At 43.5% G+C, this 14,917-nt stretch carries 11 protein-coding genes; 7 read left to right on the top strand and 4 right to left on the bottom strand.

Translation table 11 applies throughout. The features are described from left to right. The first annotated feature begins 176 nt into the window (after nucleotides 1-176). Nucleotides 177-551 carry a hypothetical protein gene (locus tag FTU83_RS00990; protein ID WP_180008801.1) on the top strand — a complete coding sequence of 125 codons (375 nt, stop codon included), beginning with the start codon at nucleotides 177-179 and terminating at the stop codon, nucleotides 549-551. An 88-nt stretch (nucleotides 552-639) separates the two neighbouring features. On the opposite strand, the gene FTU83_RS00985 is transcribed toward FTU83_RS00990, so the two are convergent. Together FTU83_RS00985 and FTU83_RS00980 are read right to left on the bottom strand one after the other, a co-directional pair. Then, nucleotides 640-2,355: a cation acetate symporter gene (locus FTU83_RS00985; RefSeq protein ID WP_180002715.1), complete on the bottom strand. Its 1,716-nt coding sequence runs from the start codon at nucleotides 2,353-2,355 to the stop codon at nucleotides 640-642. Between the two features lies 1 nt (nucleotide 2,356). Next, nucleotides 2,357-2,689 carry a DUF485 domain-containing protein gene (locus FTU83_RS00980; protein WP_078190540.1) on the bottom strand — a complete coding sequence of 111 codons (333 nt, stop codon included), beginning with the start codon at nucleotides 2,687-2,689 and terminating at the stop codon, nucleotides 2,357-2,359. A 181-nt stretch (nucleotides 2,690-2,870) separates the two neighbouring features. Between FTU83_RS00980 and FTU83_RS00975 the strand changes: the two genes are divergently transcribed. Then, a complete protein-coding gene (locus tag FTU83_RS00975) occupies nucleotides 2,871-6,359 on the top strand; it encodes a PAS domain-containing hybrid sensor histidine kinase/response regulator (protein WP_180022766.1) in 3,489 nt (1,162 codons plus the stop codon). Nucleotides 6,360-6,788: 429 nt separating this feature from the next. Then, nucleotides 6,789-7,556 (top strand): hypothetical protein, encoded by a 768-nt coding sequence (locus FTU83_RS00970; RefSeq protein ID WP_180105511.1) that lies wholly within the window; start codon nucleotides 6,789-6,791, stop codon nucleotides 7,554-7,556. Nucleotides 7,557-7,981: 425 nt separating this feature from the next. Here the strand turns inward: FTU83_RS00970 and FTU83_RS00965 are convergent, their stop codons facing one another. After that, nucleotides 7,982-8,632, bottom strand: coding sequence for a response regulator transcription factor (locus FTU83_RS00965; RefSeq protein WP_078190543.1), 651 nt, complete (start codon nucleotides 8,630-8,632; stop codon nucleotides 7,982-7,984). 374 nt (nucleotides 8,633-9,006) lie between these two features. On the opposite strand from FTU83_RS00965, the gene msuE reads away from it, so the two are divergent. The 4 genes from msuE to FTU83_RS00945 all read left to right on the top strand — a co-directional run bounded on the left by msuE (nucleotide 9,007) and on the right by FTU83_RS00945 (nucleotide 13,535). Further along, complete coding sequence (msuE, locus tag FTU83_RS00960; protein ID WP_180105512.1) at nucleotides 9,007-9,738, top strand: FMN reductase; 732 nt, start codon at nucleotides 9,007-9,009, stop codon at nucleotides 9,736-9,738. Between the two features lie 39 nt (nucleotides 9,739-9,777). Beyond that, nucleotides 9,778-10,884 carry a dimethylsulfone monooxygenase SfnG gene (gene sfnG, locus FTU83_RS00955; RefSeq protein WP_078190545.1) on the top strand — a complete coding sequence of 369 codons (1,107 nt, stop codon included), beginning with the start codon at nucleotides 9,778-9,780 and terminating at the stop codon, nucleotides 10,882-10,884. Nucleotides 10,885-11,377: 493 nt separating this feature from the next. Then, complete coding sequence (locus tag FTU83_RS00950; protein WP_180105513.1) at nucleotides 11,378-12,796, top strand: deoxyribodipyrimidine photo-lyase; 1,419 nt, start codon at nucleotides 11,378-11,380, stop codon at nucleotides 12,794-12,796. 124 nt (nucleotides 12,797-12,920) lie between these two features. Continuing rightward, nucleotides 12,921-13,535, top strand: a complete 615-nt coding sequence (locus FTU83_RS00945) for a riboflavin synthase subunit alpha (protein WP_180105514.1) — start codon at nucleotides 12,921-12,923, stop codon at nucleotides 13,533-13,535. 73 nt (nucleotides 13,536-13,608) lie between these two features. Here FTU83_RS00945 and FTU83_RS00940 read toward each other — a convergent pair whose 3' ends face one another. Beyond that, the gene (locus FTU83_RS00940; protein ID WP_180105515.1) at nucleotides 13,609-14,787 is read right to left on the bottom strand and encodes an acyl-CoA dehydrogenase family protein; all 1,179 of its coding nucleotides are present in this window, start codon (nucleotides 14,785-14,787) and stop codon (nucleotides 13,609-13,611) included. Nucleotides 14,788-14,917 lie beyond the last annotated feature (130 nt).

The following is a 14,917-nucleotide window of genomic DNA, read 5'->3' as shown; positions in this document are numbered from 1 at the left end:
AGCATGAAGTAAGTTTCTTCTACTGCAAAGATTTGTTGAGCGTGTCCTGAAAAACATCACATATGCATACTGTTCAGCCTCAGTTTTTTTATCACCTATGAGCCTCAAAAAGCCTATTGTAAGTTTCAGCATTCAGGCGCACATTTAAAGAAATCTCCTGCGTGGTAGATTTCATTATGAAAAAACATCTCGTATTTGCTCCCCTCTGTCTGCTCATGCTCTCTGCCTGTACACAAAACAGTCCGCTCCTCAAAGGCCATGAAAATTATGTGGGGACTTGGCAAAACAACCACAGTGAATTAGTGATCAAATCGTCGGGCGAAGTGACGTATTACCATCAAGAACATACTGAAAAAAGTATTGCCAACCAAACCTTCAGTGGTGCTGAACAGTCGCGAATAAAAGCCCATTTGAGCAGTTTTGGTGATCAGAGCTTTAGCATCGGTCAGGATAATTTCTCTCAACAATTCACCATTCAGCGCTCGCCTTATCAAGATGATCAAGGCCATTGGAAAATGTCGATCAATGGAGAAAATTATACACGCAAATAGGACAGAGATTTGTCTACAAACCTCTGCGTCATATCATTCACTAAATATAAAAAAAGCCCCTTATTAGGGGCTTTTTAGGCGATTAAGATTAGTGATCTGAAGCACCAGAGATACCAATACCAGTTTGTGAACGTACATACTGTGCATCGAATGCTTTACGCTCAGCTTGTGCTTGTGCTGAATTATCAGTCACAGAGAACAACCAGCAGCAGATGAATGCCAATGGCATTGCAAAGATAGCAGGACCATTGAATGGGTTAATTGGTGTTTCAGAGATTGCGAATGTATCTACCCAAACTGCTTTAGATAAGATAATTAGGGTCACTGCTGTAAGCAGACCTACTAAACCGCCAATCACTGCGCCGCGAGTGGTCAAGCCTCTCCAGAACATAGACAATACAAGTACTGGGAAGTTTGCACATGCTGCTACAGAGAACGCCAAGCCAACCATGAATGCAACGTTTTGTTTCTCGAACAAGATACCTAAAATCATCGCGAAGATCGCAAGACCTAAAGTCGCGATTTTAGACATACGAAGTTCAGATTCTGGCGTTGTTTGACCTTTCTTGAATACGTTTGCATACAAGTCATGTGAAATAGCTGAAGCACCAGACAATGTTAGACCTGCAACAACTGCAAGAATCGTTGCGAATGCCACCGCTGAAATGAAGCCCATGAACAAATCACCGCCTAATGCATCAGATAAATGCACCGCAGCCATGTTGTTACCACCAACAAGCTCTAGCTTGCCAGTTACCGCCATTTTTGCAACATCAAGGAATTGTGGGTTGTTTGAAACGTAAAGGATCGCACCAAAACCAATGATGAAAGTCAGTAGGTAGAAGTAACCAATGAAACCTGTTGCTACAACCACTGATTTACGCGCTTCTTTGGCATCTTTAACCGTGAAGAAACGCATTAAGATGTGTGGTAAACCTGCTGTACCGAACATTAATGCCAGACCTAGAGAGATCGCATCAATTGGGTTCGCAGCCAATTTACCAGGCCCCATAATATTGCCCGCTTCTGCCAAAGTCACTTCGTGAACTTTAGAGAAAACTTGAATAGATTGTGAGAACATTTCAGAGAAGCTGAAGCCCACGCCCTTCATGACCATGAATGCCATGAACGTTGCGCCAGAAAGTAGCATCACTGCTTTAATGATCTGTACCCAAGTCGTTGCCAACATACCGCCGAAGATTACATACGCCATCATCAGCAAGCCAACAATCACAACCGCAATGTTGTAGTTTAGACCGAATAACAATTTGATTAACTGGCCTGCACCTACCATCTGTGCGATTAGGTAGAACGCTACAACCACCAGCGAGCTCATTGCTGCCAATGTACGTACTGGTTTTTCAGCCAAACGGAACGATACAACGTCAGATAAGTTGAATTTACCTAAGTTACGCAGACGCTCTGCTACTAAGAACAATACAATTGGCCAACCCACCATAAAGCCCAATGAATACAGCAAGCCATCAAAGCCTGAACTGAATACCATTGCGGAAATACCGAGGAACGATGCTGCTGACATATAGTCACCGGCAATCGCTAGACCATTTTGGAAACCTGAAATACCACCACCAGCAGTATAGAAATCTGCAGTGTTGGTAGTTTGTTTTGCAGCCCATTTAGTAATTAGCAGCGTAAAACCTACAAAGATGGCAAACATGATAATTGCGTGCCAGTTGGTCGCTTGCTGCTGTGCTTCACCTAAATCTGGTCCTGCCATTGCCATGCTTGACATGAGCAGAGCGGGAGCCGCCAGTGCTGTTGCTTTCAATGAATTCCATTTCATCTTAGTGAAGTCCTTTTTCTTGAGTAATTGCTTCTACTTCACGCATTGCTTCTTCGTTTAATGCATCTAATTTATTATTTGCAATGTACGAATAAACACCACAGAGCAGGAATGACAATACAATAATGCTCAAACCTAATGGCATACCAATCGTGGTTACACCACCACTCACGGATTGCATCAAGAACTCTTTGTTATAGCCCACAAGTAGCATGAAGCCGACATAGACCACCAACATGATGATCGTCAAAGTCCAGCTCAACTTACTTTTACGGCTAACCATTTCCTTAAATTTTGGATTCTGTAGAATTTGTTCTACCTGTCTCTCATCCATAATGTTCTCCTTACGCCGAACCTTGGCGCGCAATTTTCTAATTCGAATTATTTCGAAGCTAAACTTACCAATGTTCCTTATCTCTTGTAATTTAGACTTTGGTCGTTAAATTTTGAGCAATAACCTCCCTAAGCCTATGGATGCGTTATCATTAAGCGAGAATTAATATGCTGCAGGCTCTATGAATAGTTGGCTTATCGTCGGGGTATTGGCCCTTTACATCGCATTACTCTTTGTATGTGCATTCTTTGGTGAAAAGCATGCCAGCAGGCTCAGTACTCGCGGCAGAATGCTTCTCTTTAGTCTAACTTTAGGGGTTTACTGTTCATCTTGGACGTTTTATGGCGCAACAGGTGCCGCGGTTCGTGAGGGCATTATTTTCCTGCCGATCTATCTAGGACCGCTGCTATTTGTTGCGCTCGGCTATGATATTTGGCGACGTTTAGGCCGTGTCCGTCAGCATCATGCCATTTCATCGATTGCCGACTTTGTAGCAGCACGATATGGTAAAAGTGGCCCCTTAGCGTCATTAGTCACGATCCTTGCCGTGATTGCCATTATTCCCTATTTAGCCTTGCAACTACGTGCAATTGCCCTAAGTGCAACGGTCATTTTAGAACCGACCGCTGGTCTGACCAGCACCACCAATAGTGTGCTGTTTTTGACTGGTGTATTGGCGATTTTGGCGATGATGTTTGGGACACGACAGATTGCCAATACTGAACAGCACGGCGGCTTAATGTTGGCTGTGGCATTTGAGTCTTTCGTCAAGCTGTTTGCACTACTTGCAGTCGCATTTTTCTTTGTTTTTGAATCACCTGAAAACATGGCTCAAATCAGCCATGACATCAACACCACCTTTAAAGATGTTCAGCTCAAAGGTGTGCCAGAAAGCTTTTGGATTCAAACTTTATTGGCTGCATTAGCGATTATTTGTCTACCACGTCAGTTCCATGTCGCGGTGGTTGAACTGCGAGATGAAAAGCATATCCGTGGTGCTCGTCGTTGGTTTGCCATTTATCTGATTTTAACCATTATCGCGATCATCCCGATTGCCAGTTGGGCGCTGCATGCAGCACCTGCCTACTTGGCAATCCCCGATGTTGCCGTGCTCTCACTGCCTTTGAGTTATAACCAAGACTGGTTGACCTTACTTGCGTTTCTCGGTGGTTTTTCAGCATCGACAGGTATGCTGTTGGTGTCGTCAGTGGCCTTGTCGATTATGCTCAGTAATGACTTGATCATGCCTGCACTGTGGCGTACACGCTTATTGTCACGTCATGACAAACGCCTACCACTCGTACTGAAATTCACACGTCGTGTATGTATTTTAGCGGTCATGTTATTGGGCTTCTTGTTCTTCCATTTCTTCAATGACATTGACCAATTATCGGTATTTGGCCTATTGGCCTTCAGTGCTGTGGCACAGTTTGCACCGGCGTTAATTGGTGGTTTATATTGGCGCGGCGGAAGTAAGCAAGGCGTATATGCAGGTCTGTTGGTCGGCTTTGGCATGTGGGCTTATACCCTGTTATTACCAACCGTATTGCGTAGCCTGCCTGAACAATTTAAAACATTTACCGAAAATCTTTTAAGTCAGGGTCCGCTAGGCTTGAGTTGGTTACGTCCTGAAGCACTGTTAGGGTTTGAATCTTTCGATCCACTTACCCATGGCGTAGTTTGGGCACTCGGTTTAAATATCACCCTCTATATTTGGATTTCCCGCGTCTTCCGTCCAAGTGTTGCCGAGCAAATTCAGGCCGAAAGTTTCTTTTATTATGAAACCAAGCCCCTCCCGGCTCAAAGTACATCAAACGACATCAGCTATATTCACCATGATGTGGCACGCTTAAAAGTAGGTGATCTGATTACTTTGGCAAAACGCATTACCGGTGAAGGTCCAACTATGCGCGCCTTCAACCAGTTCTGCGCACAAAACAATGTGGTTTTGAATGAAAATAGCAGCGCCAACGGCATGTGGTGGCGTTTTACCGAACAGTATCTTGCCGGCACCATCGGTGCGGCATCTGCCCGTACCCTACTCACCACAGCCATGGTCAATAATGGTTTAGCACTCGGTCAGGTCGCCAATATTCTTGACCAAGCCTCACAGTGGCAGCGCTTTAACCAAAACCTGATCATGACCATGATCGACCATATGACTCAAGGTGTGTCCGTGGTTGATGAAAATATGTGTTTGGTGGCATGGAATAATCAATACCTCAAACTGTTTGATTATCCAAAAGACATTGTCTATGTCGGTTGCCCAATTTCAGACTTGATTCGTTATAACGCTGAACGCGGCGAATGTGGTCCTGGTTCAGTCGAAGAACATGTGCGTAAACGTATGCATTGGATGCAAGTCGGCAGCGCACACGAATTTGAACGAATTCGTAAAGATGGTCGTGTAATTCAGATGCGCGGGAACCCGATCGAAGGCGGTGGTTTCGTCACGACCTTTGCCGATATTACCGCATTCCGTGAAAATGAAGCCTTGCTTGAAGGGCGTGTACAAGACCGTACCCAACAGTTGGCAGATGCCCTGTCCGAACAACAATTGGCACGTGAGCAAGCCGATAAAGCCAATATGTCGAAAAGCCGCTTCATTGCTGCTGCAAGCCATGACTTATTGCAACCGATGCATGCTGCTCGCCTGTTCAGTACCGCCCTCGAGCAAAGCGTACAAAATGACGATGATCGTAAAACGCTTCAGCAACTAGATCGTGCGCTGCATGGTGCGGAAAGTATGCTCTCTGCCCTCTTGGATATCGCACGACTCGAAGGTGGAACCATTCAACCAAAACGTCAGCCTTATCCGCTGCATGACTTACTCAGCGATCTTGAACTGCAATTTAAATCGATTGCGGCACAGCGTAATATCAAACTGACCGTACATGATGCTCAGTTCTGGATTGACACCGACCCACAGTGGATTCGTCGTATTATTCAAAACTTCGTCAGCAATGCCCTACGCTATACGGCGCGTGGTCGTGTTGTGGTGGGTGTGCTACGTTCAGCACGTCCAGGACATATTCGTATTGGCGTTTGGGATACAGGTCCAGGGATCGCGGAAGAACAGCGCATTAAGTTGTTCCAAGAGTTCGAACGCTGTGGACATACCTCTCCTTGGGGCGAACAGGGCCTGGGCTTAGGTTTAGCCATCGTGCAACGCATGACCAGCCTACTCGACTACCCAGTGCATGTGTTCTCAGAACTTGGTCATGGTTCGTGTTTTATGATTGAAGTGCCTGTGGTCGCTGCGCCAAAAGTGGTCGCTGCACCGACTCAAGCGGTTCCGCTGAAGACCAAAGCCTATAAGATTCTGTGCTTAGACAATGATGAAACCATTTTGGAAGGGATGTCGACCTTACTGACCAAATGGGGCTATCAAGTCTTTAAAGCCACTGAACCTGAACAGGCCATGGAGTTGATTCAACAAGAAAATATTCAAGTTTGGTTGGTTGACCAACACTTGAATAACAACAAGATCGGTCTCGACTTTATTTTAGATAACCGTCAGGAAAATGTCCCTGTGGCGCTGATTACCGCAGATTCTGATCCTGAACTACCGCAACGTCTAAAAGAGTTAAACATCGTCTTACTGAAAAAACCATTGAAACCGGCTTCACTGCGTTCATGGTTATCTGGTTTAAAAATTTCAAATCAGTAGCGTTGTTACAGGACATCGCTCTGTGAAAAGTAGCCCATTTCATTCACATGAAATGGGCTTTTGTTTACCTTGCTTTTACTTAAACTTACCTAACTGGCAAAAAAATTTGTCTCAACGGCAAGACCATTCAAAATAGCCCCGATATTTCGTCTATTTATTAGCCATAAATATCAAATTAAGATTGCCTATGGCAAAAGATATCGAATGCGTGAGTGAACACTTGTACACTTAGTTACAATTAAAAATCTATTTGATTTAAATCATATTTTTATAACCAAAAATAAAAACTAAAACTTTAGTCGTATATTTAGCTGCGGCCGTTCGTTTTAAAAATATTCATAAGAAGTTGATCAGTTTCAAGCCAATTCAAGAAGCGTCATAACTCAACACTTGAGAAGCTGATCTCCCCCGCATATTAGGAGTGATCTTGTGAATATTTCAGAAACAATGCCGCATGGTTTTGATCAAAATCTACAGTTTCATCGTCAGTATGGTGCCAATGCCATTTTGCCAGAGATCGATTGGCGTCAGCTATTTAAGTTCAGCAAATTAAGTGATGTGCAAGTCGAAGCGTTGGAAACACTCTATCGCAGTGCCGTTCCTCTCGCGTTACAAGTGTTTGATGAACTGAATTTTGATGTCTTTGCACCGAATGCTTACAAACCCCAAGGTCTTGGCTTATTCGATCGACTGGCAGAACAAGAAGATCTACTGCTGCAAAATTTAGAAGCAGAATCCAATAGCTTAGGTTTGGACACCCGTCATCAGATTTGGAGCATGCTACTGCGTGGTGGTGCGGTCTTAGTATTTAAAGCTTGGCTCGGTAAAGTCAAAACCGACAAAAACCAGCTGGATAAAACACAGTTTGATGAATTATCTGATTTACTGTTTATTAAAACAGCGCCATTTGAATTGGCACAACGTTTGAATGTCGATGCCAACTCCAAGCAAGACCATATCTTCCTGATGTATGACAATGATGTTTATCTGGATCGTTTTAACAGCTTAGAAACTGCAGCCCTATTTGTGGATTTGGGTGTTTATGATGCGGCTTTCCTGAGTTTACGTGATGACCGTGTCGCGGATTATCTCAAAGCGCGCGGCTATGTGTCCGATGAACAAATTGATGAACTGCAATGTGCGCTCAACCCTTTGTACTGTACGGATTTGACGCCTAAGCAAGACTATATTGCTTAAGTTATTGTTGAAGTTGTTTATATAAGGTATTAACTGATGTTACGCAGTAACATCAGAAGCACAATTTGATTCAAATAAAAGAACGATACGCGGTAACGTCATCCGCAAGTGTTTGAGACAGGACGACTTCTAATCACAAATGTTTTTGCGATACTTTGAATAATTTGGCGCAAGTGAACGAGTTTTGCGGATGACAATGGTTTTGGGTACTTTTGCCGAAACAAAAGTACCTCCAGCCGAAGGCTGATCCCTTTATTTAATCCCTAGATGTAAGACTCCGTCGAACTGACTTAAAAATCATTTTAAAAATGCGAAATTACTTTTAGGTGCGTAATATCAGTTATTGGTTTAATTCGCATTGTTCTATCGCTTAAACAGCATAAAAAAAGACCTCCACGATGGAGGTCTTTTTTTTGAAAAAATCCTTAGATTTTCTTTTCTTCAATATTCAATGCATTAATTGCCAAAACAGCTTGAGTTCGGTTTTGTACGCCCAACTTACGGAAAATCGCCGTCACATGTGCTTTGATGGTTGCTTCAGACACATCCAACTCATAGGCAATTTGTTTATTCAACAAACCTTCCGCCACCATCATTAACACGCGGAATTGTTGCGGTGTTAAAGACTGAATACGTTCTGCCAATGCTGTTTCATCTGCAGCACGTGGGTCAAAGTTCATATTGGCTGGTAAATTTGGTGGTAACCAAATCTCGCCTTCTAAGACTTGACGAATCGCTTCACCAATGTGACTTGGATGCGCAGATTTTGGAATATAACCCATCGCGCCATGTGCAATCGCACGTTGAATAATCGACGCTTCTTCATGCGCAGAGACCACAATGATTGGAATCGATGGATATTGTGCGCGTATATGCACCAAGGCAGAAAAGCCTGAAGCACCCGGCAAGTTTAAATCCAATAACACAAGATCAGGCTCAGGGCCATTTTCAAGACGTTCATAGCATTCATTGACTGCTGCAGTCTCATGAATTTGCGCCTGAGGCAAACTATAACGAACCGCCTGAATTAAAGCATGACGAAACAGCGGGTGATCATCAACGATTAAAATATTCATAAGCAACGTGAGAGATCTTGTGCACAATGACCCTATTCTAACCACACATGCTATGTGAAGGATATGCAAGAACTTATTTTTTTGCATTTAAAATGTAGATTTTCACCTAAAATGCGTCTTTTTTCGCATTTTCTATAAATCTTTAAATCTAATCATATTTTCATATAAATTTTATCAACACAGTAAAAATGCTTATATCTAAGCATTATATGTTGAAATATCAACAGTTTAAAATTTGAAATTTCACGAATCTTCTGGTTTTTCCAACATATCTAAAAATCAGATAACTTTTCTGATTTTCGTTATTTTACAGTGATCCACCCATCGGGATTAATAAAAGGCATTCCGAGAAACCACACTTTTAGGTTTAAAAAATGTCTCAAGTTAATCTACAAAAACCCCTGAATATTGTTGCTGTGTCAGGTGGTCTAAACAATCCATCTAAAACTGAAGCTATGGTACAAGCCATTGTTGATGAACTCGGCGATGCGACTCCAATCAATGTACATTTTATTAAGTTTAGCGAAATTGGCAATTTATTAGGTGGGGCGATTTACCGTAACCAATTGCCGCAACGTGTACAAGATGACCTTGCTGCCGTTGAAGCTGCTGATGCACTGATTGTTGGAACACCAGTTTACCGTGCTTCATTTACAGGCCTGTTTAAACACTTCTTTGACTTTGTCGAACAAACTGCCTTGGTGGATGTACCTGTCTTGCTTGCAGCTTCGGGTGGTTCTGAACGCCATGCTTTAGTGCTTGAACATCAACTGCGTCCATTGTTCAGTTTCTTTCAAGCGCAAACATTACCAATCGGAGTCTATGCAACAGATCATGATTTCACCCCTGAATACACCATTCATAGTGAATTACTCCGTGACCGCATTACTTTAGCTGTAGCACGTGCGCTGCCGATTTTGGAATGGGCTCCAGCCAAAGGTCAGCGTGCTGAAGTGGTGAAAGCCAAGTCTCAACAAGCCAACCAAAACTTGGGCATTAATAAGCAAATCGAGCAAGAAGAAGTCCTTCCTTCTGCAGCTGTTCCAAGTTTGGATGCCGCTGAAGCTCGACTGCATAGTAAAAAGCCAAAAACGCAAGTGGCCTAAACACCACAGCTTAACAATTCGATCCCGAGGGTTTGCAAAATGTCAGTACAAGAAAAAAACATTACATTTGCGTATTGGGTACCAAACGTCAGTGGTGGTTTGGTGGTCAGTAATATTGAACAGCGTACCGATTGGAGCTATGACTATAACGTGCGTTTGGCACAAGCTGCAGAAAAAAGTGGCTTTGATTATGCGCTGACTCAAATTCGTTTTACCGCAGGCTATAACGCGGAAAATCAACATGAGTCGGTGAGTTTCAGTCATGGTATTTTGGCCAAAACCGAAAAGCTCAAAGTCATTGCCGCGATTTTACCCGGCCCTTGGAAACCAGCTCTGGCTGCGAAACAATTGGCGACCATCGATCATCTCACCAATGGCCGTATTGCGATTAATGTTGTAAGTGGTTGGTTCCGTGGAGAGTTTGATGCGATTGGTGAAGAATGGCCCGAACATGATCAACGCTATGCGCGCTCTGAAGAATTCATTCGTAGCCTAAAAGGCGTTTGGACGCAGGATAACTTTAGTTTTGATGGTAAATACTATCAATTTAAAGACTACACTCTATCTCCGAAACCGGTACAAAAACCGCATATTGAAATCTTCCAAGGTGGCAGTTCACGTGCAGCACGTGACATGGCATCACGTGTTTCCGATTGGTACTTCACCAACGGCAATACCCCTGCTGAGTTGAAAAAGCAGATCGATGATATTCGTGAAAAAGCCAAAGCTAACAACCATCAGGTCAAAATCGGGGTGAATGCCTTCATTATTGCCCGAGATACGGAGGAAGAAGCCCAAGCGGTGCTTCAAGCTATTATCGACAATGCCAATACCGAAGCGGTCAATGCCTTTGGCGATGCAACTCGTGAAGCAGGTGCATCCACCAAAGAAGGCGAAGGTAACTGGGCAAAATCTACTTTTGAAGATTTGGTTCAATATAACGACGGCTTTAAAACCAATCTGATTGGCACGCCACAACAAATTGCCGAACGCATTGTGGAACTCAAAAGTGTAGGTGTCGATTTGGTTCTCTCAGGTTTTCTCCACTTCATTGAAGAAGTGGAATACTTTGGCGAAAAAGTGTTGCCACTGGTTCGTGAACTGGAAGCTCAACAGCAGCAAGTTGTGCAGGCTAAATCAGCATAATTGTTGATGCAGTCACAGCTCATGTAATCAGCATAATAATCACAACCGGCTCACTTCACTTTCCTCCCCTAAGGCTCGGCTTAGGGGATTTTTTATCTCGAGTACCATTTAAAGACATGCTCTGATTCTAGAAAATGAGCTGACCTGTAAACAAAGAAAAAGCCCGACATCCTGTCGGGCTTTTTCTATATGGATACTTAAGCATGACTCCTGTCTTGCTTCACAGTCCTGATGGTGAACACTTTGTTATTGTTTTATGTTCCGGAACGTCCTGTTCCTGTATGAGTTCATCTTAGGTAAAATTTAAAAGTGCGCCTAGCGTCAAAAACTTCGTTGCTTGTACGCTTAAGCTGACAGAATTGTGCGCAATCGGTTAACTTAAACCATAGATATTATATGGTTTTTTATAGAAATCGATTTTTTAGATAATTTCATTACCACTAGATACCCCCGTAATTCCAGTGATATTTCCAACACAAACGAGGCAATAAACATGCAACTGGTTTGGTTTCGACAAGATTTAAGACGACATGACCATAGCGCACTGTGGCAGGCGACACAGTCTGGTCCAACGATTGCCTTTATTGCGCTTTCTCCTGAACAATGGGCAAGGCATGACGATGCCCCCATTAAAATCCATCGCTATCTTGCCCAACTGGAACTTTTGCGACAGCAATTGGCTGAACTAAATATTCCACTGATTATTCAGCATATTCCCGATTGGTCAGACATCGCCACTGAGCTATTAACCTTATGTACTCAGCTCAATATACACACTGTTCATGCACATATTGAACATGGTGTGAATGAACTTAAACGAGATCGCGAAGTACAACAGTTATTAGAACAGCAGCACATCTCTGTTGAGCTGTACCATGACCGCACCCTGTTTCCTGTTGGCAGTATTCGCAATCAATCTGGACATCCTTATCAAGTTTTCGGTGCATTTAAGAAAAATTGCTACGAAAAATTGAGTATCAGTCTGCCTACTTGTTATCCCGCTATTGAAGCCCAAGCGGCTCTCGCCTCGCATCCGCTGTGGCAAACCGAATTCGATCTTCGTCCTTTTTATCCCGCAGGGCTGTTAGCAGCTCAAATCGAGCTTTGGCCGATTGGGGAAAATCATGCACAGCAGTGCTTAGATGAATTTATAGAACAACATCTGAGTCGTTATGCTGATGATCGGGACTATCCAGCGCTCAATGCTACCAGTCGAATTGGCATGTATCTCAACTTGGGCATCTTGTCTATTCGCCAATGTCTGCAAGCCCTGTTTCGTGAACAAGGTGGCTATTTCCAGATCGACCACAGAGGGCAACAAACGTGGCTCGATGAGCTACTTTGGCGTGAATTTTACCAACACATTTTATTTGACTACCCGCAGGTATCTCAGCACCAGCCGTTTCAAACCAAAACCTTAAAAATAAAATGGCGCCATGCACCACAAGACTTGGCTGCATGGCAGCAAGGTCAGACAGGCATTCCAATTGTCGATGCAGGGATCCGTCAACTACTGGCTACGGGTTGGATGCATAATCGGGTGCGGATGATTTGTGCCATGTTCCTCAGTAAGAATCTACTGATCGATTGGCGGTTGGGGGAGCAATGGTTTATGCAGCACCTTGTCGATGGCGACTTAGCGGCCAATAATGGCGGTTGGCAATGGTGCGCCTCGACGGGTACAGATGCTGTACCTTATTTTCGGATTTTTAACCCGATCAGCCAATCTCAGAAATTTGATCCGAACGGGGATTATTTACGTCAATGGCTACCTGAACTCGCAGATTTGGATGCCAAACAAATTCACCAACCCTTTGCCAAAAATCCTCAACTAGAATTGAACTACCCTCAGCCGATTGTCGATTTAAAGCAGTCTCGCCTAGCGGCAATTGAAACATTCCGAGCATTGTAGAGACTGCCAAGATCGAACTGCTAGGGATCAAAACGCTGTACTGAAATGGTCACTCTAAGGCATAGCCGATCGGTCGTTTTGTCCCTACAATACAGAAAACGCAAATCATTTTAGAGACGCTCACATGTATACAGGCATCGTGCAAGGTTTAGAAAAAGTCTTAGACATTCGTCAAGGCAATGGCTTCACAACCTTGGTGATTTCAAATCATCAGAATTTTTTTCATGATGTCTTTATCGGGGCAAGTGTTGCAATTAATGGCGTGTGTTTAACGGCCACACATATTGATTTGGCAGCCAACCAAGTACATTTTGATGTCTCTGATTTAACCAATCAACTCACCACGCTGAAAACTCTCAAAGCTGGTGATGAGGTCAATGTCGAACGCTCAGCCAAAGTTGGGGCAGAAAATGGTGGTCACAATCTATATGGTCATATCGAAGGCACAGCCACGATCAAAAACTTAGAGCATCGCGGGGAAACCTTTCATCTCGATATTCACATTCCAGCAGGCAATATTAAATATTTCTTTCTCAAAGGTTTTATTGGACTCAATGGTTGTAGTTTGACTGTGAACCGTGTTGATCGTGCCAGCAGTGAAATTTCAATCGATCTTATTCCTGAAACACTGCGCCTCACTACATGGAAAGATGTCCAAGTCGGTGATGCCGTGAATTATGAAATTGATCAAACAACGCGAACCTTAGTTGATACCTTAGAAAATATTCATCAGCGTTAAGATCGACTGAAATTACATTGCAAAAAAGCCTCCCTTTCGGAGGCTTTTTTATTGGCTCATGTGCAATATACGTTTAAGAATAAAAACTTGGATCTGGCACTTTGGCTGTAAGCACCCATTCACCGACCTCCTGATATTTATAATCAATCGGATCGTGTAAGGTCTGGGTACGTACATTGCGCCAGAAGCGATCTAAATTCAATTTGGCCGTCGTGGCACGTGCGCCCATCACTTGGAAAATATTTTGCGTAATGTACAGCGCACTATTGGTGGCCGCAATTTTGGCTGTTGCAATCGCAATAGAAACTTCTCCACGTTGTTCCGCCGTTAAAGCTGCACCAATCTCCCAAGCCCATTGCAAACGCTGAACCGCTTTATCTGCCAATAATCGTACACTTTCTAATTGCACATAAAACTCAGCAAAATGCTTTTGAATGAAAGGGTCATTCACTGCATTTTCAGCCAATGATTTTGACCACGCTTTTTGGTTTTGAACCGTCTGTTTTGCTGTTTCAAAAGCCCCTTCTGCCACCCCCAAAAACATATGCACAAAGATCAACTGTGCAATCAACGGACGTAAGCTTGAATACGGTGTACTCAAAGGCCCCGGGTTCAGTAGTAATTCATCTTTGGAAATTTTAACTTGTTCAAAATGGCTACTTCCACTGTCGGTTTGACGTTGTCCCATATTGTCCCAATCGCCGAGAAAACTGACGCCTTCACGTGCTGTAGGAATCACCCCGATCAATAATTTTCCATCTTCATTGAAGCCAGAACACAGCAAAATGTCTGAATCCATGGAACCCGAACAAAAACTTTTATCGCCATGAAACACATATTCATGTTCAGACAGTTGCGTCGCTGTAGTACGGCGGTCTAAAGGGTTTAGGGTGTTGCCCCAAAATAAATGCTCACGTGCAGTCTGTTCAAACCACGGGCCATATTGCTCTGGCTGCGCGAACAACTGTACCGTTGCAATCAATAAATGATGGAAACCATAAACATGCGCCAATGAGCTATCCACTTGAGCAATGGTTTGAATGGTTTTAAAAATCGTCAGCCAATCTGCCCCCTGTCCACCGTATTGTTTTCCAATGGAAAGTGCAAGCAAACCACTTTGACGAATCAAATCACGTTCAGCTTTGGGATTTCCCCCCTGCTTATCACGCTGAGCAGCCGTCGTGGCAAATTCTGCCGCCAGTTTTTTGGCAATGTCGATCGGATCTTGAGTCAATGGAATTGAAGCGTTCATATATCTGTCTGATTATTCTGTTACCGTTTTAGCTTAACAAAGTAGAGGCATTCAGCTTATCTCAATGCCTGCAGTCTATATCTGTAAAATCTATATCTTATGAAATCTAAGTCACCAAGATTCAGGCGAC

Source organism: Acinetobacter sp. YH12152, from assembly GCF_013418285.1.
GTDB classification, from domain to species: Bacteria; Pseudomonadota; Gammaproteobacteria; order Pseudomonadales; family Moraxellaceae; genus Acinetobacter; species Acinetobacter amyesii.
The sequence above is the reverse complement of the archived record's forward strand: the minus strand, read 5'-3'. Positions and strand labels throughout refer to the sequence as shown.

What these genes read in the sequence shown, in the direction of transcription:
- FTU83_RS00980 (WP_078190540.1), bottom strand. Translation starts at nt 2,689, where the DNA reads ATGGATGAGAGACAGGTAGAACAAATTCTACAGAATCCAAAATTTAAG.
- FTU83_RS00975 (WP_180022766.1), top strand. Translation starts at nt 2,871, where the DNA reads ATGAATAGTTGGCTTATCGTCGGGGTATTGGCCCTTTACATCGCATTA.
- FTU83_RS00985 (WP_180002715.1), bottom strand. Translation starts at nt 2,355, where the DNA reads ATGAAATGGAATTCATTGAAAGCAACAGCACTGGCGGCTCCCGCTCTG.
- FTU83_RS00990 (WP_180008801.1), top strand. Translation starts at nt 177, where the DNA reads ATGAAAAAACATCTCGTATTTGCTCCCCTCTGTCTGCTCATGCTCTCT.
- sfnG (WP_078190545.1), top strand. Translation starts at nt 9,778, where the DNA reads ATGTCAGTACAAGAAAAAAACATTACATTTGCGTATTGGGTACCAAAC.
- FTU83_RS00945 (WP_180105514.1), top strand. Translation starts at nt 12,921, where the DNA reads ATGTATACAGGCATCGTGCAAGGTTTAGAAAAAGTCTTAGACATTCGT.
- msuE (WP_180105512.1), top strand. Translation starts at nt 9,007, where the DNA reads ATGTCTCAAGTTAATCTACAAAAACCCCTGAATATTGTTGCTGTGTCA.
- FTU83_RS00950 (WP_180105513.1), top strand. Translation starts at nt 11,378, where the DNA reads ATGCAACTGGTTTGGTTTCGACAAGATTTAAGACGACATGACCATAGC.
- FTU83_RS00965 (WP_078190543.1), bottom strand. Translation starts at nt 8,632, where the DNA reads ATGAATATTTTAATCGTTGATGATCACCCGCTGTTTCGTCATGCTTTA.
- FTU83_RS00940 (WP_180105515.1), bottom strand. Translation starts at nt 14,787, where the DNA reads ATGAACGCTTCAATTCCATTGACTCAAGATCCGATCGACATTGCCAAA.